The sequence below is a fragment of the Flavobacterium sp. SLB02 genome (assembly GCF_009664855.1).
Taxonomy (GTDB): Bacteria; Bacteroidota; Bacteroidia; order Flavobacteriales; family Flavobacteriaceae; genus Flavobacterium.
Genome location: NZ_CP045928.1, coordinates 3,447,464 through 3,466,356, shown reverse-complemented (window position 1 = coordinate 3,466,356; position 18,893 = coordinate 3,447,464). Strand labels below are relative to the sequence as shown.

The window sequence follows — 18,893 nt, the reverse complement described above, 5'->3', positions numbered from 1 at the left end:
CAAAAGATTAAAAAGCTTGATGCCGTTTAAAAAAAATCTAAATTTAATTTAGTGCTAAGTACTGATGTGGTGAGGCAGTTTGCAACGAATTATTTTTTTGGTGATTTTATTACTGTTGGAAATACGGTAGATAAAAAACTATTTAATAATTATAATAGAACGAAAAGTGAATATTTCGAAATTATAACCAGAGGAGCGTATGCGCCAATAAAGAACCAGATTAAAACTTTAAAAGCGTTGAAGATTATCGACAACTTAAATTACCAAAAGATAAAATTTACATGGATTGGCATCAATGCCTGGGGAAAACAATTGTATAGAAGAAGTAAGAAATTTGATTCTAAGTTTTCAGTTTAAAAACATACAAATCGAAATAATAGAAAAAGCTTCAAAAGAAGAAATTGTTTTAGCCTTGCAAAAGTCAGATGTTTTTGTTTTTACAAGTCTTTTTGAAACCTTTGGAGTCTCTCCTTTTAGAAGCTTTGTTTACAGGTGTTCCAGTAATTACAACACAATCCGGAGTGTTAATGAATTTATTACTAAAGAAAATGGTATTATTGTACCCGTAAAACATTTTAAGGCTATTGCCGAAAATATTCTAAAAATATTGAATAAAGAACTTCAGTTTAATCACGAATCAATATTTAAAAATGCAATTTCAAGATTTGGTGTAAAAGCATTTAGGGAGAAAATGATTCCTATATATAATAAAAGTATCGCTTCGTGATATTTCAAAAAAAAAATAAACAAAAACAATCTAATATGAGAGATCAAAATACCATTATTTCAAGTTGGATAAATAATGAAAAACCATTTGTCAGCATTTTATGTGATACCTTTAATCATGAAGGATTTATTCGGGAAACTTTAGAAGGTTTTTTAAAGCAGGAAACAACATTTCCTATTGAAATAATTGTACATGATGATGCTTCTACAGATAATACAGCTGCTATTGTAAAGGAATTTGCAGAAAAATATCCACTCATTATTAAACCCATTTTACAAAAGGAAAATCAGTATTCTAAAAAAGTTAATTTTTGGAGTGATCTTACTTTTCCTATGGCACAGGGAAAATATATTGCCTTATGCGAAGGCGATGATTATTGGATCGATGCATTGAAATTACAGAAACAAGTTGACTTTTTAGAAAATAATAAAGAATATGTCATTACATGGACAGATTATTTTAGCAAAAAAGGAACTGAATTAGTGCCTAATGATTTCAAAGATACTTTACCATCAGTGTACACAATTGATTTTGATACCATTTTTCAGCCCTATTGTACCCTGACCCTGACCAGCGTTTTTAAAAAGAAGGCTGTTGATCCTTTAGATTATAAAAAGTTTAAATACGGTAAAGATAATACGCTTTATGCACTGGCGCTTTGCCACGGAAAAGGTGCTTTTATGAATTTTCAGGCAGCGGTTTACAGAGTGCATCCGGGAGGCGTTTTTTCTTTAAAATCTACTTTTTTCCAGCGTTATTCTTCCTACCTCAATATAAAAGAGATCTATGATAATATTCCGCAGGCCAGAACAAAAAACATCGAGAAAGTGATGGCTTCGTTATTAAAAGCTTCTGCGTTTGAGGCTTTAAAATTGCGTAAAAATAAAGAATTTCAAAATATAGAGGAACCACGAAAAGCGATCAATGAATTTTTATATAAAGCTAATTTATCTTTAAAATTCAAATATTTATTGAAATATATAAAATCAGGATTTTAAAATCTTTATCGCCCAAATAAAGATTTAAAATATAAAATCATTCGATCGAAAGGGCTTATTCTCTGGAATATAGCCTTTTCGTTTTTACTTACATGCTTATAAAATGTAATATTAAAAGAGCCAGCATTACGAATAGTGCGCACCAGAACCTTATTGATATGTTTTTCCAGCAAGTCCTGATTGAAATATTTTAGCTTTTCATTCTGCGAAACCAGAAATTTTGAGGCATTAATAGTTTCGATAATCTCCTGAGGAGAAAGTCTTTTTTGTAATGAAACTGCATTTAGGTAAAAATCAATTTTTGGATCCGCAGGATTTACTTCAAGAGAAGCTAACTGATTTATTTTTACTCTTTTTACAGATCGGTTCACATTATCAATTTTTGTTTTACTTATATTGTTATCGTGTTGTCTGTAATTTAGAAGAGATTCAGGGATGTTATAGAAATTGGTTTTAGCTAATAATCGGCTCCATAAATCATAATCTTCAGCAGGAACAAAATCATTATCGAATTTTAGATCGCCTAAAACCTCTTTTTTAAACATTACAGTTGGGTTACCAATGTTACAACTGTGTAAAAAAGATACTTTTATAGCATCATGATGGATACTGTGTTTTATTGTTTTATTTTTTTTCGATCCAAAAAAAGTAAAACCTGTACCACAAACTCCAATTTCAGGATTATTTTTTAATACTGCTAGCTGCTTTTCAAAACGTGTTGGTATTGCAATATCATCAGCATCCATTAATGCAATAAATTTACCTTTTGCAGCGTTAATTCCTTCATTCCTAAGGTATGCCGGGCCTACATTCTGTTCCTTATCAATAATAATTATTCGATTATCTTTAGAGTGAATTTTTTTAATTATCTCTAAGCTTTCATCTGTAGATTTATCGTTTAATATTATAAGTTCAAAGTCTGAGAATGTTTGATTTAGGATACTTTCAATGCTTTCGTGCAAAAAGGTAGCAGCGTTAAAAACAGGAATTATAACAGAAATTTCAGGAATTTGCATGATTTTGCATGGTTTTTGTTTCAACATGGCAAAGATAATATTTAAGTTAAAATTATCTTAAAGAATCAGCTGTAATTTTATAGATAATTTCGGAATGTTTTTATCTTTGCCCTAACAAATTTAAATAAATGAAAAAAATCCATGTTGGCTTTTTATTTTCTTATGATTACGAAAAACTAAAAATATCAATTCCTCTTGTATATAATGATGCCGATGCTATCTTTTTAGCAGTTGATGAAAAATTTAGAACCTGGTCAGGTGAAATTTTTGAGGTTGATGATCAGTTTTTCGAGTGGATAAAACTATTTGATACTCAAAATAAGATCACAATTTATCGAGACAATTTTTATGTGCCTGAACTTTCAGCTATCGAAAACGATAACAGGGAACGTCACATGCTGTCTTTAAAAATGGGAATCGGTAATTGGCTTATACAGGTAGATAGTGATGAATATTTTTTAGATTTTAAAAAGTTTGTAAAAGATTTAAAAAAGCATGATCACTTTTTAGATAATCCGGAAAAAAACAGAATACAGGTTGCTGCTTTCTTAATTAATATGTTTAAGTATACTGATGGAGGTCTATTGTATGTAGATAAAGCCACCAGAGGGCTTATGGCGACTAATTATCCTGATTATAAAGTTGCCCGAAATACGCGTCGTAGAATTATATATACGCCAAATGTGTTATGGCATGAAACTTTATCCAGAACAGCCGAAGAAATAGAATATAAATTTAAAAACTGGGGCCATAATGATGAAGTAAATGTAGATTCTTTCATGCAGAAATGGAAATTAGTTAATAAAAGTAATTATAAAGAAATGCGTGGTTTCTTTTATATTGAACCAGAAAAATGGAACCGCTTAGAATTTGTAAGCGGCACTACTATGGAAGAAATTATTAAAAATTTTAATGGAGAAAAATTAGTGCCTTCACCTTTCTATATTTGGAAAAAAAGCTTTGGACAATGGTTTAAACATTTATTAAAAAAATAGTTTATTTCAGGATTTCATTATAAACGTTTAAATATTCTCTAGCTGCAATTTTCCAATCGAAACTTGCAGCTCTTTTTTTAAGCAAAGATGCTATTTCTGTCTTATTTTTATCAAAATGCTCTAATTCGTCAATAAGTGTATTTTTCATATACTCCGGATCAAAATTTGTCCAATAAGACGCTATATCTCCACCAATTTCAGGTAATGAGGTTTTGTCTGATAAAAATACAGGTTTGCCAAAACTCATAGCTTCAATTGGAGGCAGGCCAAAACCTTCTCTTATGGAAGGAAAAAGGAAAGCAGTACAGTTTTTCATGAAATATTGCTTGGCCTGATCGCTAACTTTTCCTGTTAAAAAAACTTGATTTTGTAAGCCATTATCATCAATGAGTTTTCTAATCACGGCGCCATATTTTTTATTATTGTTTCCTGATATGATCAAATTGAAATTTTTTATTAACTTCATCATATTAACAATTGAAGCGTAATTCTTTCGTTCGATAAAATCGCCAATGGTATAAAAAAACGGTTTGTCAACTGGTACACTGCTGACAAAATTAGTTGTGTCTAATAAAGTAGAAATTGGATTTCCGTTATATATAATATGTTCCGGAACATCGGGAACTTTAAAGTATTGATGGGTTTGTTTTTTTGCAAATTCAGATATATAAGTTATAGCTGTGGCTTTATTCAATTTTTCCAGAAATAATCGATTGCGCTTATGGCTCATATCTGCAGATATTTCCTCCACAAAATTTACATCATGTATTGTAAGAAGATATTTAGTATCTATTCTTGGTTCTAGTTTAGAATTTTGATTTACAGAATGCCATAAATCAAATTTATCCAGAGGTCTAAATGGCTTATATCTATGAAATGATCTGTACTTGTGATATTTAAACTTATCACCAAACTCATCTTTTAGTAAATTGGGCTTTCCGGAATTGAGATGAATCTCTACATTATCAAATGACAATTGATCTAATCCTTTAATCAATTCATAATTAAAAGTGCCTAAACCTGAGGCTCTGTTGCTGATATTATGTGTTTCTAGAAAAATACTTTTCTGTGACATCTTTTCTTTTTTTTACGAAAATACAATAATAATTTGAAGTGTTAAATCGTATATGTACTTTTGTTCCTTATAAAAAGCTACTGATGAATTTTAAAGTAAATCCTTCTTTCGAAAATAGTACTTCGTCAATTCTTGACAAAATCAAAATGTTTAATTCTTCGGGTGAACTTTTTGGAAATGGAGACCGCAATAAAATAAAACTGTTTGATTTAGATGGAAAAACCATCAATATTAAATCCTTTAAAATTCCGAATATAGTAAACAAAATTGCCTATCGATATTTTAGAAAATCAAAAGCAAGACGTTCGTTCGAATATGCTACCATTTTATTAGAAAAAGGAATTGGAACTCCACAGCCAATTGCGTTTCTTGAAAACTTTACTATTATAGGATTAAAAGACAGTTATTACGCAAGCGAACATTTGGTAACTGAATTGACTTATAGAGAATTGGTAGAAATTCCGGATTATCCGGATAACGATACTATTTTAAGGCAGTTTACAAAATTTACTTTTGATCTTCATGAAAAAGGAGTAGAGTTTTTAGATCATTCTCCTGGAAATACATTAATTAAAAAGAACGAAAACAATCAATATAATTTTTTTTTAGTAGATTTAAATAGAATGAATTTTCATGAAAACATGAGTTTTGAGCAGCGTATGAACAACTTTAGCCGCTTAACTCCCAAAGAGGAAATGATTGCTGTAATGAGTAGCGAATATTCAAAATTCTACAAAGAAAAAACTGAAGTTGAAATTTTTGAAAAAATGTGGCAGGCAACTACTCATTTTCAGGAAGAATTTGCAAGAAAGAAAAGACTAAAGAAGAAACTTAAATTTTGGAAGTCTTAGTTTTTGATCGTAATTTTTTAAGTTCCTGAAAGCGTACGTAAACACTCAAAGTATTCAGGTAACAAATAATAATGCCCTTTTTCCCATCTAGAATTCCTAAACGGAGTATATATTGATTCAGGAATTGATAAACTGGCCGTATGTAGAAATGAAAAAAATGCGGTTTCGTCTTTTTTGCTAATTCTTCCTGCGCTTTTAATTTTCCGTAAAGAATCATTTTTTGCTTATAATCCTCATAACTGGAATAAGAATAATGAACTAATTTGTTTTTTAATTTTCCGATTGTTCCACTTACGATTAATTTTTCGTGTACAATTTTTTCGTGATTATAATGAGCCTCTTCTTTTTTGAACAAACGGATGATTTTATCTGTTTGCCAGCCGCTAAAACGTAATTTTTTATTTTGGAACATAAAAGTTCTATACATAAAATACGCCGAAGCGCCATCTTGGTCATTGATAATATTGCTGATTTCATTTTCAAGTTCAGTGGTCAGCCTTTCGTCAGCGTCAATAAAAAGAATCCACGAATTTGTTGCCAAACTTAATGCGTAGTTGCGTTGAGAGGCAAAATTATCAAAAATACGTTGAGCAACTTTTACATTTTTGAAGGAAGAAGCTATTTCAAAAGTAGTATCTAAACTAAAAGAATCGACAACAATTATTTCATCGGCGAAAGCCAAATTGTCGAGAACAGCTTTTATATTTTGCTCTTCATTATAAGTAATAACTAATGCTGTTAAAGCTTTTTTAGACAAAGCCATTAGATCGAATTGCTTAGGTTTTGATTTAAAAACGATTCGATCTGAGCTGTAAAATATTCAGGTTTAAATTCTTTATACAAAGACAAAGACTCTTTTTTAAGCATTTTTTCTGTCTTTTGATCGAATAAATCGGCACGATAATCTTTTAAGTGAACTGATAGATGATGAACTCCGTCTTCAAAAGTTGCCCAGATTTTCTTTTCTATCCAGGGAGAGAAAATAATAAATGATGGTTTTTTGAGTGCTTTTGCCATATTTATAGCACCGCCATCATTACCAATAATCAGATCGCATTGGTTCATGATAGCAATAAATGAACGAAGGTCATCGCCCAATAAATCAAAATATATTTTTTCCTGAGTCGAAGGTTTGCAGGCGTTAAAAACGGTTTTGGCATCTTCTAATTGCTTAGGGAAATAATTAAAAAGAATATTTACATTGGCGTTATCTGCAACATAATCGATCACTGTAGACATAAATTCTAAAGGATATGTTTTTAATTTTTCGCTTCCTAAAAGACTAATCATAACTGTTTTTCGGTCTTTTTGAACATTATGTTTTTCAAAAAGTGCAATCGCTTGTTGATTTTCTTTTTCAGAAACAAATAATTTTGGGATCGGATCATTTTTTATTTTTAAATCCAAAGGTTCTAATAGCGAAAGACGTCTTTCTATTGCCAAACCTAAATTAGTTTTAGGAAGCGCTTCAAAGGGAACATTATCGGTATAAAGGAAGTTTCTGCCAGGTTTTTTATAAGAGATTTTTTGTTTGGCATTGCTTAATAATACCAAAATCCAGCTTTCTAATTTTGAGTAGGCATCAATTAATAAGTCGTACTTTTCTTTTCGAATTTGAATTCCCAGGTTTAGTAGCTCTTTTTTGCTTTTGCGATGTTTTTCTTCAAATAAAATGATGTTATCTATATTTGAATTCCCTTCTAAAACAGGAGTTGTAGAGGCGTAAACTAAATAATCTATTTGGGCATCAGGATAAGCAGCACGCAAATTATTGCATATTATACTGCTAATCAAAACATCACCAATCATTTTTTGTTGAATTACAAGTATCTTCATATAGAAAGCTTAATCTTATTAAGAGTCTACAAATTGAAGCAAAAAAAATCCAAATTCCAATTGATAAGATTGGAATTTGGATTTTAAAATATTGTAATTTAAAATTTAAACCGCAACGTCGTATTCACGAAGCGCGTTATTTAATGAAGTTTTTAAATCTGTAGATGGTTTACGTGTACCAATAATTAAGGCACAAGGAACCTGAAATTCACCGGCAGCGAATTTTTTAGTATAACTTCCTGGAATTACTACTGAGCGTGCAGGAACAAAACCTTTCATTTCAACTGGCTCATCTCCGGTAACATCGATAATTTTTGTAGAAGCAGTCAGACATACGTTAGCGCCAAGAACAGCTTCTTTACCTACGTGAACACCTTCGACAACAATACAACGAGAACCAATAAATGCACCATCTTCGATAATTACAGGAGCAGCTTGTAATGGCTCTAAAACTCCACCAATACCAACACCACCGCTTAAGTGAACATTTTTACCAATTTGTGCACAACTACCAACAGTTGCCCAGGTGTCAACCATAGTTCCTTCGTCAACATACGCACCAATATTTACATAACTTGGCATCAAAATAACGCCACTCGAAATATAAGCTCCGTAACGTGCAACAGCATTTGGTACTACACGAATTCCTTTTTCAGCATAACCTCTTTTTAGTAACATTTTGTCATGATATTCGAAAATACCAGACTCCCATGTTTCCATTTTTTGAATTGGGAAATACATCACAACAGCTTTCTTAACCCATTCGTTTACCTGCCACTTGTCACCAACTGGTTCAGCGCAACGTAATTTTCCTGCATCTACCAATTCTATAACTTCTCTGATGGCATCAGTTGTCGTAGTTTCTTGTAATAAAGCTCTGTTTTCCCAAGCTTGTTCGATTATAGTCTGTAAAGAATTCATAAGTTTTAATTTTTGGCAAAGATAGCGTATTTGTACAAATGCAAAAAGGTAAATGCTTTTGAAAATGTTACAGATTTAACTTTTTGTTTTTAATTTGATAAATAAAACAAATCGCCTTAATTGAATTTTTCAACACATGTAGCCACTAAAAGTTTTTTTAATGTCAGAATATGACAAAAGTCAGGTTTTGACTTTTTTGTTCTAATTAATTTCGCACTACGAATTTCCCGAAACAGATAGGGAAATTGAATATACCATTCCAAAACAAATTATATAAGCAGCAAAACATGAATCAGGAAAATCAACTTCAGGGACAGAGAACTATTATAGACAAGGAAGTCTCATGGGACAAGACTCAGGTTATTATGAGTAAAACAAATGCTTTTGGTATTATTGAATATGCCAATGAAACTTTTGTTGATGTTTGTGGTTATGAGGATTATGAATTAATGGGGCAACCGCATAATATTATTCGCCATCCGGATATGCCACGAGTAATCTTTAAAGTACTTTGGGAAAATCTTAAAAACGGAAAAAATTTTCACGCTATTGTAAAAAACTTAGCCAAATCAGGAAGGTTCTACTGGGTAATTACCGATTTTGAAATTTCAAGAGATGAGAATGATGTTATTGTGAATTATTTTGGAAGACGCCAGGCAGTGCCGCAAGAAGTTATTGCATTGCATATTGAGCCTCTCTATAAAAAACTTTTGCAGATAGAAGCAGCAAGTGGAATGGAATTTAGTGAAAAATACCTTATTGGATTTTTAGAAGAAAAAAAGAAAAGCTATGTTGAATATATTAAGGATCTGATTTTTGAACACGAAAGAGGTCAGGCAAAATTTGCTCAATATGAAGAACGAGTAGTTGTAGAGGAAGAGGAAGAAGAGGAGGAAAGAGGTTTTTTTAGAAGACTCTTTAATAGATAGTATTTGATTTTTTTAGGTTTGAATATTTGGATAAAAAGTCCGTTTTGAGTTTTCAAAACGGACTTTTTATTTAAAGGGCTAACTTGTTGTAAATAATTCTTTCGTTGAAAGACTGTATGTAAGCTTTTATAAATTTTTCGTATTCTTTAACTTTGGCTTTGTCCTTGTTAATTAAATTATCTTTTAATAAAACGTCTTTTTTCCAGCTATAAAGTCCAATTGTCTGATTATTGGCAAAAGCTAAATAATAATCGTCCTTAATATAATGATACGTTCCCTGAAGGTAATACACCACAAAGTTGTCCTTAGATTTATAGCTTTTACCAAAACTTACCATATCGGTTTTAATGTTTAGATAATCTAATATACTTGGCATTATATCAATCTGCTGAAAGTTCTTCTCATTAACACCTGCCAATTCAGGATTCGAAGGGTCGAAGAATAAAATTGGAATTCTGAATTTTCCAATATTGGTTTGATCAGATTCCTTATCGCCTCCGGCCGATGTATGATCAGAAGAAATTACAAAAAGAGTGTTGTTGTACCACTTTTGTTTTTTTGCAGTTTCAAAAAACTTTTTCAAAGCATAATCGCTATAAGCAATACTCTCCTGAATAACAGTTGTTCCTTTTGGAAATTTGCCTTTGTATTTTTCGGGTATAATATAAGGATTGTGCGAAGAAATGGTAAATAACGAACTGAAAAACGGCTGTTTAAACGAAGATAATTTCTCGGCATAGAATTGTAGAAACTCTTCGTCAAAAATTCCCCATCGTCCATCAAACGCTTCTTTACCTGTATATTGGTCTTTTCCGAAGTATTGATCGAATCCTGCTACTTTGGCATATTGGTCAAAGTTTTGGCTTCCGTTAAAAGCACCATGAAAAAAGGAAGTTTTATAACCTTCTTTTTTTAAAATTTTCGGAAGGCCATTTATTTTGTTCAAAGAATAACTAGAGGTTATAAACGAATTATTCATTAAGCTAGGAATACTGGAAAGTATAGAAGGAACAGCATCAATAGATACTTTTCCGTTGGCAAAACCATTTTTAAAATAGTATGACTTTGTAATAAGAGAATCTAAAAACGGAGTTTGTCCGCGTCCCACATTTTCATTTCCAAAACTTTCCAAAATCAAAATCACCACATTTTTTTTGATAGCAGGTTTGCCAGGGTGTAATGAAATAACAGGATTGTATATTGATTTTAATTCTTTTGTATTATAATAAGTAGTGTTCTCAAGATCTTCTTTTTTTGTGATAGTTTTTAAGATAGTAAAAGGAGTATTGAGGACTAAAGCAGTATTGCTTAAAGCACCGTACTTAATTCCGTCAACGATTTTTATTGGTTTTTTTTGAAAGCCTCCACGTCCTAAAATTAATAAAACTGCGATTGAAAGTATTAGATAGCTAAATTTCAGCAAGTAATCTTTCTTCGTAAGGTCTTGTCGTGCTATGTTTTTATTTAAATCCGGAAGTAGTTTCCACAATAAAACACTAATGGCTATAAAGATAAGTCCAATGTACCAAAACTCTGCTAAAAATGAAGGTATCAGTCCAATTGCTTCCTGCTCCATACCTTTAGCGGTAATCATACCAAAAGTGCTTCTTCTTGAAGTAAAACGGTAGTAGATAATATCGATGAAATTAGTTGCTATAAATATAAGATTGACAACGTAAAAAGTAATCTTAAGTATACGTTGATAAAGGTCATTGTACTTGAAATTCCCGGGAAGTAAATGAGCAACAAGAAAAACAATATTCAAATAGCTGATAGCGGCCAGATCAAACAAAATCCCTCCTGTGAAAGTTTGAAGGGTAAAATCATCAAATAAATCCAAATTCATAAAATAAAATAAAGCTCTGCTTAACTGGTATATTAGAACGATTAAAAGAAATCTTTTCAAAAATAGAGCAATGCATTTTTTATAGTTATTCATTTAGGGCTTAATGTTTTTGGTGACTTATTTTTGTTCCTGTTTAGTTTAAAAAATCTGGTATTCAATGATTTAAAAGGATCGATGAATTTTCCGCAAAAGAACTTATTTTTTTTTAAATTATGAAATAATAAACAACATTTTTCTGATTAAAAGGATAATATGTTAATTTTGCATGCAATAATGTAAAATAATGCAGTAATGTATCTTAATTTATTGGAATTATAAAACATTCAGATTATTTTTTAAGTTGTTAATTCCTTTCTATCTTTGTTGAAAACTGAAAAATGCCAAGAATTCTCTCTATAGATTACGGACAAAAACGCACAGGAATTGCTGTTACTGATGAAATGCAAATTATTGCTTCAGGATTAACTACGATCCCTACCAATAATTTGATCGACTTTTTGAAGGATTATTTTTCAAAAGAAAAAGTCGAAACGGTTTTAATTGGTGAGCCTAAACAAATGAATGGGCAGCCATCCGAAAGTGCTGCTGTAATTAAAGGATTTGTTACTCATTTCTCTAATGTTTTTCCGGATATGAAAGTAGTGCGCGTTGATGAACGCTTTACTTCGAAAATGGCATTTCAAACCATGATCGATAGTGGATTAAGTAAAAAACAGCGTCAAAATAAAGGGTTAATTGATGAAATCTCAGCTACAATAATGCTTCAGGATTATCTTTCTTCAAACCGTTTTTAATTTTTACAGCTTTGCAGTTCCTTAACCTGATTTTTTTAGTAAAAACATAACTTTTATCATGTGATTTTAGTTTTTTTTTGCAATTATAAAAAGTACCTTTGCACTTTAAAAACAAATTACTGTTATGCCTGACAATACAATACGTTCCAATAGTGAAGTAGTGCTTATTGGAGCTGGAATTATGAGCGCAACTCTTGGATTAATTTTAAAAGAGCTGCAACCCGATATAAAAATTGAAATTTATGAGCGTTTAGATGTCGCTGCTGCCGAAAGCTCTGATGCTTGGAATAATGCAGGAACAGGACATTCAGCTTTTTGTGAATTAAATTATACCCCAGAGAAGGCTGATGGAAGTATTGATCCTAAAAAAGCAATTAGCATAGCAGAATCTTTCGAGATTTCGCGTCAGTTTTGGTCTTATTTAGTACAAGAAAATAAAGTACCGTCTCCAGATAATTTTATTAAAAGTGTTCCTCATATGAGTTTTGTGTGGGGAGATAAAAATGTCGAATACCTTAAAAAGAGATTCGAAGCTTTGCAAAGCAATCCTATTTTTTCTCAAATGGAATTTAGTACAGATTTTGAGAAATTAAAACAATGGATGCCACTTGTCATGGAAGGCAGAGAAGCTAATGAAAAATTAGCAGCAACCCACATGGAAATTGGTACCGATGTAAATTTTGGAGCTTTGACCAGAAGTATGTTTAATTATTTAGAAAAACTGGATGGTGTTTCTTTATACTTTAATCATGAAGTTAAAAAATTAAGACAACGCGAGGATAAATCATGGAGAATTAAAATCACTGATTTAACAAGTGGTCAAACAAGAAAAGCCTATACCAAATTCGTATTTATTGGTGCCGGTGGAGGTTCATTACCTTTACTGGAAAAAGCAAACGTTCCGGAAGGAAACGGTTACGGAGGTTTCCCGGTAAGTGGGCAATGGCTAAAATGTACCAATCCTGAGGTGATTGCTAAACATCAGGCAAAAGTATATGGTAAAGCAAGTGTAGGAGCTCCGCCAATGTCTGTTCCGCATATCGATACACGTGTAATTGATGGTGAGAAAGCACTACTTTTTGGACCTTTTGCAGGATTTTCGACTCGTTTCTTAAAGAACGGATCTTACCTGGATTTACCTTTATCAATAAAAGCAAATAATTTAATCCCAATGTTATCAGCGGGATTCCATAATATACCATTAACGAGATATTTAATTGAGCAGGTTCGTCAGTCTCCAAAGGACAGAATGAAAGCTTTACGTGAATATTTACCAACAGCACGTTCTAAAGACTGGAAATTAGAAAAAGCAGGACAACGTGTTCAGGTAATTAAAAAAGATGAAAAAGAAGGTGGGGTTTTAGAATTTGGTACAGAAGTGATCAATACTCAAGACGGAACATTAGCAGTATTATTAGGAGCTTCTCCTGGTGCATCGACTGCAGTTGCAATTATGATTGATTTGATTAGCAGATGTTTTACCAATCAAATTAAAACACCGGAATGGGAAGCAAAAATGAAAACTATGATCCCTTCTTACGGACAAACTTTAAATGATAAACCGGAGCTTTTAGCAGAACTTAGAAAACATACTTCTGAAGTTTTAAAACTAAATAATTAAGCTCAAACTTTTATAATATAAACAACAAATCCAGATGAATTAATCTGGATTTGTTGCTTTAAATTCTTCTGTGATTTTCAAAATCTTTTCGGCCAGATTACTCATCCAGATCAATTGTTCAATAACCATTTGAGCTTCCTGCATTTTGGCCTGGCGTGTTTCTTTATCCAGTTCGTCATCTTTAATTAAACGAGTAAAATTGACGCGTTTGAGTTCTTCAAATTGCAAAGTCACATCCTCCTTATCGAAAAAAGTATCTGTTAAAATAACTTCATTTCGTAAAATAGAAATCGCATGATCTAAGTTAGAAAGAATCGTTTTTATGATATAATTAAATGATTCTGAAGCTGATGTTGTCTGGTGCGATTGTATATAAGTCGATAATGACGCTAAAGCGGATAATATCGAATGATTTAGAACCACCAGTTTATTGACTAATGGTAACGTTTTTTGCTTCGATTTTGGCTCCTGCATCATACGCTGAAAAGAAGTCATTAAGTTTCCAATTTCAACAAAGGCATTTTTTCTTGCCAATCGGTATGAGGTTGGTATTTCGCCTTTTTTATTATAAAAATCAGCAATTTCTTTTAGATAATTTCTATTGGCCCTAATCGAATTTTCGATATGAATAGGCGTATTGATAAATTCCCAGGCCGGCCATAAAAATTGATTGGCCAAAAACGCTAAAGCGGCTCCGGCTAATGTATCTAAAACACGAAACTGAATAACTTCGACAATATTAGGGGTTAAAATTCCGTATATAAAAACTACATACATCGTAACAAAAGTGGCACTTATTTTATAATTAATCTGTGTAAAAGAAATACCAAGAAGCATACATATAATAGATAATATACTAAGCGCAACATGATTCTGTATTAAAGATACAATTCCAAAAGCTATTAATCCTCCAAGAATAGTTCCGAAGATCCTGTTATACGAGCGTTCTTTCGTTAAGCCATAACCCGGACGCATGATTACGACAATGGTTAATAAAATCCAATAGACGTTTTGAAAAGCTAAAAATTGCCCAATAGTAAAACCAATTAATATGGTAATGGTTAATCGTACGGAATGCCTGAAAATAGAAGAAGAAAAACTTAAATTTTCGATTAAAGTACGCAACGGATAATATTGAGGGGTTAAGAATTTTTCTAATTCTTTATCCTTATCCTTTAATTTAAAAGATTGCATCGCAAGCGAGAAAGCACGCTGAATAATTTTGATCTTACCAACCTGATTTTTAGCATATTTAAGCATATTGGTCAGCATTAAAACGCCTTCTGCAGCTTCTTCCTTACCTAAAGTTTTTTCGTAATCAAAAATGGCAAATTCAAGCGCATCAAGTTCATTTTTTAAATCATTTTTATCAACGTATACGCTAATAGTGTGTACGTTTTTAGAAAGCTTTTTCAATGTCGAAGCCAATTTATAGGCCACATTTTGATACGTTCTTAATACATCAGGATGTTTGGCGAATTTTTCGTGAAGTTTGCTGTGATCGAATGATGTGTATAAGGCAAGCTCCTGAATTTCGACCAAAGTAATAAAAACAAGCAGCATTTTTCGGTTTTGGCTCGTTGTTGCTGATGCATTTTGATTGCCAATAAGCATTCTTCTTAAATCCTCGTGAATTAAATTCAGATCGACCTGTGTGGCAAGTTGTTTTTCGATGATTTTCTGGCGATTGGCTTCCGGGCTCCATAAATCACCTCGTAATTTTAAATATTTTGCTGTTAATTTTATGCCTTCGGCAATTTGTAATTCGACATATTTATAAGGTTGTACAAAATGAAAAACCAATGAAACAACTAAATACAATATACCGCCAACAAATATAAAACCCGAATATTCAAAAGCTTCCCAGCCTTCATGCAAATGCCCGAATGATAATGAAATAGATAATAAAGCAGAGAACGAAACCAAAGTAGCACGCTGACCGTAAACAGAAATCATCGAGCATAAAAAAAGTAAACATCCCAAAAAAGGATAAAATAAATAAGGATAAGGGTACGCAAGATTTACTAATAAATTCACGCCCGAGACTATAAAAGAAGCTACAATAAGGCCTTTTATTTTATGACCTAAAGAGCTCGGAACATCACTGGGATAGGTATAGAAGGCTCCTAAGGCAATTGTAAAGCCTATTTCGAAATGACCTAGAAAATTCAAAATTAAAACAGGAACAACAGAAGCAATAGTTACTTTAGAGGCGTTTAGAAAAGAGGTACTGTTAGTAAATTTCGAGATACGATCAAGCATTATGGTAAGGTTTACAAACAAAAGTACGAATTGTACGAATTAATTTGGCATAATTATGGATGAGATTTTACGAAGCTGCTAAAAAATACGATATAATATATCTTTAGAATTATTCATTGACTATTTTTTACTATTTTTGCCAGCTGAATTATGAGAACGAAATTCAGGAGTTTTCATTAGATAAAATATAAAAAAAGACAAATGATTTTACCAATTGTAGGATATGGTGATCCTGTTTTAAGAAAAGTGGGTGAGGCGATTACGCCAGAATATCCAAACTTAAAAGAAACAATAGCAAACATGTATGAAACCATGTATAATGCTTACGGAGTAGGGCTTGCTGCCCCACAAGTGGGTATGTCAATTCGTTTGTTTGTTATTGATACAACTCCTTTTAGTGATGATGATGACTTACCTTCAGAGGAACAAAAAGATTTAAAAGGTTTCAAAAAAACTTTTATCAATGCTAAGATTCTTAAAGAAGAAGGTGAAGAATGGAGTTTTAATGAAGGTTGCTTGAGTATTCCTGACGTTCGCGAAGATGTTTACAGAAAACCAACCGTGACGATAGAATATTGCGAAGAAGATTTTGTAGTAAAAACAGAAGTTTTTGATGGTTTGATTGCAAGAGTTATTCAGCATGAATACGACCATATCGAAGGAGTTTTATTTACCGATAAAATATCCTCTTTGAAAAAACGTTTGATTCAAAAGAAATTAAAAAACATTACCGAAGGCAAAACGTTTCAGGAATATAGAATGAAATTTGCTGCTGCTAAAAAAGGGAGATAATTGATCTAAGAGAATTAGAATCAATAAAATATAATAAATCAAATTCTTAATACTAATTTTAATAAACATGAATTTAGAGAAAATTTTAGCCATTTCTGGGAAACCAGGTTTATATGTATTGAAAGTGCAAACTCGTACAGGCTTTGTGGCAGAATCATTGACAGACGGAAAAAAAATTACTGTTAACCTGAAAAGTAACGTTAGTTTATTATCAGAGATTTCAATTTATACTTACGACGGAGAAAAACCATTGACTGAAGTAATGCAGCGTATTGCTACTAAAGAAAACAAAGGTCAGGCAATTTCTCATAAAGAAGATAATACTACATTAGCGGCTTATTTTAAAGAAATTCTTCCTGATTATGATGAGGAAAGAGTTTATCCTTCTGATATTAAAAAAGTATTAAACTGGTACAATACACTTCAGACAAAAGGATTAGTAACTGATTTAGCTCCGGCTGCTGCTGAAGCTCCAGAAGAGACTCCGGTTGTTGAGGAAAAAACAAAAAAAGCGCCTGCTGCTAAAAAAGCAAAAGCTAAAAAAGAAGAATAGTAGTTTTACTGCATTCAAATATATTAATCCTGTTAAGATGTTTTCTTAGCAGGATTTTTTACTTTTACAGCATTCGTTACAATCCGAAAAAAATGTCATAAAATGAGCAGAGAACTTCAACTTAAAGCCTTCGAAAGATTATTAATTATTATGGATGAGCTTCGTGAGCAATGTCCGTGGGATAAAAAACAGACTTTACAGACCCTGAGACACCTTACGATCGAAGAAACTTATGAACTAGGAGACGCTATTTTAGATAATGATCTCAATGAAGTAAAAAAAGAATTAGGTGATTTGTTACTGCATATTGTTTTTTATGCGAAAATTGGCTCTGAAACTAATGATTTTGACATTGCTGATGTTTGTAATGAAATTTGCGATAAGTTAATTCATCGCCATCCTCATATATACAGTGATACTGTAGTAAAGGATGAAGAAGAAGTAAAGCAAAATTGGGAAAAACTAAAACTGAAAGAAGGTAAAAAATCGGTTCTGGAAGGTGTTCCAAGAAGTTTGCCGGCGCTGGTCAAAGCAAGCCGAATTCAGGATAAAGTAAAAGGAGTAGGTTTTGATTGGGAAGAACCACACCAGGTTTGGGATAAAGTACAGGAAGAATTAGAAGAATTGCAAGTAGAGGTAAAGTCAGGTGATCAGGATAAAATTGAAGCCGAGTTTGGAGATGTTTTATTCTCTATGATTAATTATGCAAGATTTCTAAACGTAAATCCTGAAGATGCTCTAGAACGCACGAATAAAAAATTCATAAAGCGTTTTCAATATCTCGAAAGTAAAGCCGGAGAGTTAGGAAAACCCTTAATGGATATGACTTTAGCTGAAATGGATGTATTCTGGAACGAAGCTAAAAAGCTGTAATTATTCGGCCATTTTCTTTAATGCTTTCACATTCTTAAGCATTATTTTTTTACCTACTAATTCAATCAAATTCAGTTTGTTAAAATCAGATAATAATCTGATACAGCTTTCTGTGGCAGTACCAATTATCCCTGCTAATTCTTCTCTTGTCAGTTGAACTTTCAGGGTTTTATCTGCATTTTCACCAAACGAGTCATGCAATTCCAATAAAGTTTCTGCCAGGCGTTGTTTTACGGTTTTCTGAACCAAAGCAATTTTATCATTTTCAGATTCTTTCAAATCTTCACACACAGATTGCATCAGGTTCATTGAGAACTGATTATTGTTATTAAAAAAGTGTAAAATTTCGGTTTTCGGAATAAAACAAACCTCCATATCCGCAACTGCTTTTGCAGATAAATTTGCAGGTTCATTGCTAATCATGGAGCGCTGACCCAAAAGTTCTCCTGATTGTACTAGTTTTACAATCTGATCTTTTCCGTTTGCACTTAATTTAGAGAGTTTCCCCACACCATCTTTTATACAAAAAACACCATTAGTTACTTCACCTTCTTCAAAAATGGATTCTCCTTTTTTAATTTTATAGGTAGTCTTGCTGTTAGCCAATTTTACAACCTCATCCTTATTAAGTGCTTTAAGAGAAGAAAGTTGTCGTACGATGCATTGATCACATTTATTCATGGCAAAAATATTTACTGCAAAATTAACCAATATAAGCATTCGAAGGCATTATTATTCCTAAAAAAAACGCATAAAAAAGCGAATATTGTTATTTAGCTATTTTGTTTTGTTAAATTTAGAATT

Annotated in this window: 19 protein-coding genes; 11 read left to right on the top strand and 8 right to left on the bottom strand. The window is 32.0% G+C overall.

The window, feature by feature from the left end; all coding sequences use genetic code 11:
* Window positions 1-51: 51 nt before the first annotated feature.
* The 3 genes from GIY83_RS12345 to GIY83_RS12335 are packed head-to-tail and all read left to right on the top strand — an operon-like array spanning window position 52 to window position 1,725.
* The gene (locus tag GIY83_RS12345) at window positions 52-357 is read left to right on the top strand and encodes a hypothetical protein (RefSeq protein ID WP_194615491.1); all 306 of its coding nucleotides are present in this window, start codon (window positions 52-54) and stop codon (window positions 355-357) included.
* Window positions 296-727, top strand: coding sequence for a glycosyltransferase (locus tag GIY83_RS12340; RefSeq protein WP_228520380.1), 432 nt, complete (start codon window positions 296-298; stop codon window positions 725-727). Before GIY83_RS12345 ends, GIY83_RS12340 begins: the two co-directional genes overlap by 62 nt.
* A gap of 35 nt (window positions 728-762) precedes the next feature.
* Window positions 763-1,725, top strand: coding sequence for a glycosyltransferase (locus GIY83_RS12335; protein WP_194615493.1), 963 nt, complete (start codon window positions 763-765; stop codon window positions 1,723-1,725).
* A 5-nt stretch (window positions 1,726-1,730) separates the two neighbouring features.
* Here the strand turns inward: GIY83_RS12335 and GIY83_RS12330 are convergent, their stop codons facing one another.
* On the bottom strand, window positions 1,731-2,768 hold the full coding sequence (locus tag GIY83_RS12330; protein WP_194615494.1) for a glycosyltransferase family A protein: 1,038 nt from the start codon (window positions 2,766-2,768) through the stop codon (window positions 1,731-1,733).
* Window positions 2,769-2,869: 101 nt separating this feature from the next.
* On the opposite strand from GIY83_RS12330, the gene GIY83_RS12325 reads away from it, so the two are divergent.
* A complete protein-coding gene (locus GIY83_RS12325; protein WP_194615495.1) occupies window positions 2,870-3,736 on the top strand; it encodes a hypothetical protein in 867 nt (288 codons plus the stop codon).
* A 1-nt stretch (window position 3,737) separates the two neighbouring features.
* Here GIY83_RS12325 and GIY83_RS12320 read toward each other — a convergent pair whose 3' ends face one another.
* Complete coding sequence (locus GIY83_RS12320) at window positions 3,738-4,811, bottom strand: glycosyltransferase family 1 protein (RefSeq protein WP_194615496.1); 1,074 nt, start codon at window positions 4,809-4,811, stop codon at window positions 3,738-3,740.
* Window positions 4,812-4,894: 83 nt separating this feature from the next.
* Between GIY83_RS12320 and GIY83_RS12315 the strand changes: the two genes are divergently transcribed.
* Window positions 4,895-5,662, top strand: a complete 768-nt coding sequence (locus tag GIY83_RS12315; RefSeq protein ID WP_208681576.1) for a Kdo domain containing protein — start codon at window positions 4,895-4,897, stop codon at window positions 5,660-5,662.
* Here GIY83_RS12315 and GIY83_RS12310 read toward each other — a convergent pair.
* The 3 genes from GIY83_RS12310 to GIY83_RS12300 all read right to left on the bottom strand — a co-directional run bounded on the left by GIY83_RS12310 (window position 5,643) and on the right by GIY83_RS12300 (window position 8,419).
* Complete coding sequence (locus GIY83_RS12310) at window positions 5,643-6,425, bottom strand: glycosyltransferase family 2 protein (RefSeq protein ID WP_208681574.1); 783 nt, start codon at window positions 6,423-6,425, stop codon at window positions 5,643-5,645. The two genes, GIY83_RS12315 and GIY83_RS12310, sit on opposite strands and share 20 nt — an antisense overlap.
* Window positions 6,425-7,498: a glycosyltransferase family 9 protein gene (locus GIY83_RS12305; protein ID WP_208681572.1), complete on the bottom strand. Its 1,074-nt coding sequence runs from the start codon at window positions 7,496-7,498 to the stop codon at window positions 6,425-6,427. Before GIY83_RS12305 ends, GIY83_RS12310 begins: the two co-directional genes overlap by 1 nt.
* 105 nt (window positions 7,499-7,603) lie before the next feature.
* The gene (locus GIY83_RS12300; protein ID WP_026982140.1) at window positions 7,604-8,419 is read right to left on the bottom strand and encodes a 2,3,4,5-tetrahydropyridine-2,6-dicarboxylate N-succinyltransferase; all 816 of its coding nucleotides are present in this window, start codon (window positions 8,417-8,419) and stop codon (window positions 7,604-7,606) included.
* A gap of 287 nt (window positions 8,420-8,706) precedes the next feature.
* Between GIY83_RS12300 and GIY83_RS12295 the strand changes: the two genes are divergently transcribed.
* Window positions 8,707-9,348, top strand: a complete 642-nt coding sequence (locus tag GIY83_RS12295) for a PAS domain-containing protein (protein ID WP_208681570.1) — start codon at window positions 8,707-8,709, stop codon at window positions 9,346-9,348.
* A 70-nt stretch (window positions 9,349-9,418) separates the two neighbouring features.
* Here GIY83_RS12295 and GIY83_RS12290 read toward each other — a convergent pair whose 3' ends face one another.
* Entirely contained in the window at window positions 9,419-11,194 is a 1,776-nt protein-coding gene (locus tag GIY83_RS12290) for an LTA synthase family protein (protein WP_229029092.1), read from the bottom strand.
* Between the two features lie 377 nt (window positions 11,195-11,571).
* On the opposite strand from GIY83_RS12290, the gene ruvX reads away from it, so the two are divergent.
* Window positions 11,572-11,988, top strand: coding sequence for a Holliday junction resolvase RuvX (ruvX, locus tag GIY83_RS12285; protein ID WP_194615502.1), 417 nt, complete (start codon window positions 11,572-11,574; stop codon window positions 11,986-11,988).
* Between the two features lie 124 nt (window positions 11,989-12,112).
* Window positions 12,113-13,609, top strand: coding sequence for a malate:quinone oxidoreductase (locus tag GIY83_RS12280; protein ID WP_194615503.1), 1,497 nt, complete (start codon window positions 12,113-12,115; stop codon window positions 13,607-13,609).
* Between the two features lie 39 nt (window positions 13,610-13,648).
* On the opposite strand, the gene GIY83_RS12275 is transcribed toward GIY83_RS12280, so the two are convergent.
* Window positions 13,649-15,871 (bottom strand): FUSC family membrane protein, encoded by a 2,223-nt coding sequence (locus GIY83_RS12275; protein ID WP_194615504.1) that lies wholly within the window; start codon window positions 15,869-15,871, stop codon window positions 13,649-13,651.
* Between the two features lie 201 nt (window positions 15,872-16,072).
* On the opposite strand from GIY83_RS12275, the gene def reads away from it, so the two are divergent.
* From def to mazG, 3 genes are all read left to right on the top strand, one after another.
* On the top strand, window positions 16,073-16,663 hold the full coding sequence (gene def / locus GIY83_RS12270; protein ID WP_208681566.1) for a peptide deformylase: 591 nt from the start codon (window positions 16,073-16,075) through the stop codon (window positions 16,661-16,663).
* Window positions 16,664-16,730: 67 nt separating this feature from the next.
* A complete protein-coding gene (locus tag GIY83_RS12265; protein WP_208681564.1) occupies window positions 16,731-17,216 on the top strand; it encodes a DUF5606 domain-containing protein in 486 nt (161 codons plus the stop codon).
* Window positions 17,217-17,318: 102 nt separating this feature from the next.
* Entirely contained in the window at window positions 17,319-18,089 is a 771-nt protein-coding gene (gene mazG, locus GIY83_RS12260) for a nucleoside triphosphate pyrophosphohydrolase (RefSeq protein WP_194615507.1), read from the top strand.
* On the opposite strand, the gene GIY83_RS12255 is transcribed toward mazG, so the two are convergent.
* Window positions 18,090-18,770 (bottom strand): Crp/Fnr family transcriptional regulator, encoded by a 681-nt coding sequence (locus GIY83_RS12255; protein WP_194615508.1) that lies wholly within the window; start codon window positions 18,768-18,770, stop codon window positions 18,090-18,092.
* Window positions 18,771-18,893 lie beyond the last annotated feature (123 nt).

What these genes read in the sequence shown, in the direction of transcription:
- def (WP_208681566.1), top strand. Translation starts at nt 16,073, where the DNA reads ATGATTTTACCAATTGTAGGATATGGTGATCCTGTTTTAAGAAAAGTG.
- GIY83_RS12340 (WP_228520380.1), top strand. Translation starts at nt 296, where the DNA reads ATGCCTGGGGAAAACAATTGTATAGAAGAAGTAAGAAATTTGATTCTA.
- GIY83_RS12325 (WP_194615495.1), top strand. Translation starts at nt 2,870, where the DNA reads ATGAAAAAAATCCATGTTGGCTTTTTATTTTCTTATGATTACGAAAAA.
- GIY83_RS12315 (WP_208681576.1), top strand. Translation starts at nt 4,895, where the DNA reads ATGAATTTTAAAGTAAATCCTTCTTTCGAAAATAGTACTTCGTCAATT.
- GIY83_RS12280 (WP_194615503.1), top strand. Translation starts at nt 12,113, where the DNA reads ATGCCTGACAATACAATACGTTCCAATAGTGAAGTAGTGCTTATTGGA.
- GIY83_RS12310 (WP_208681574.1), bottom strand. Translation starts at nt 6,425, where the DNA reads ATGGCTTTGTCTAAAAAAGCTTTAACAGCATTAGTTATTACTTATAAT.
- ruvX (WP_194615502.1), top strand. Translation starts at nt 11,572, where the DNA reads ATGCCAAGAATTCTCTCTATAGATTACGGACAAAAACGCACAGGAATT.
- GIY83_RS12330 (WP_194615494.1), bottom strand. Translation starts at nt 2,768, where the DNA reads ATGTTGAAACAAAAACCATGCAAAATCATGCAAATTCCTGAAATTTCT.
- GIY83_RS12335 (WP_194615493.1), top strand. Translation starts at nt 763, where the DNA reads ATGAGAGATCAAAATACCATTATTTCAAGTTGGATAAATAATGAAAAA.
- GIY83_RS12305 (WP_208681572.1), bottom strand. Translation starts at nt 7,498, where the DNA reads ATGAAGATACTTGTAATTCAACAAAAAATGATTGGTGATGTTTTGATT.
- GIY83_RS12295 (WP_208681570.1), top strand. Translation starts at nt 8,707, where the DNA reads ATGAATCAGGAAAATCAACTTCAGGGACAGAGAACTATTATAGACAAG.
- GIY83_RS12275 (WP_194615504.1), bottom strand. Translation starts at nt 15,871, where the DNA reads ATGCTTGATCGTATCTCGAAATTTACTAACAGTACCTCTTTTCTAAAC.
- GIY83_RS12290 (WP_229029092.1), bottom strand. Translation starts at nt 11,194, where the DNA reads ATGAATTTGGATTTATTTGATGATTTTACCCTTCAAACTTTCACAGGA.
- GIY83_RS12320 (WP_194615496.1), bottom strand. Translation starts at nt 4,811, where the DNA reads ATGTCACAGAAAAGTATTTTTCTAGAAACACATAATATCAGCAACAGA.
- GIY83_RS12265 (WP_208681564.1), top strand. Translation starts at nt 16,731, where the DNA reads ATGAATTTAGAGAAAATTTTAGCCATTTCTGGGAAACCAGGTTTATAT.
- mazG (WP_194615507.1), top strand. Translation starts at nt 17,319, where the DNA reads ATGAGCAGAGAACTTCAACTTAAAGCCTTCGAAAGATTATTAATTATT.
- GIY83_RS12300 (WP_026982140.1), bottom strand. Translation starts at nt 8,419, where the DNA reads ATGAATTCTTTACAGACTATAATCGAACAAGCTTGGGAAAACAGAGCT.
- GIY83_RS12255 (WP_194615508.1), bottom strand. Translation starts at nt 18,770, where the DNA reads ATGAATAAATGTGATCAATGCATCGTACGACAACTTTCTTCTCTTAAA.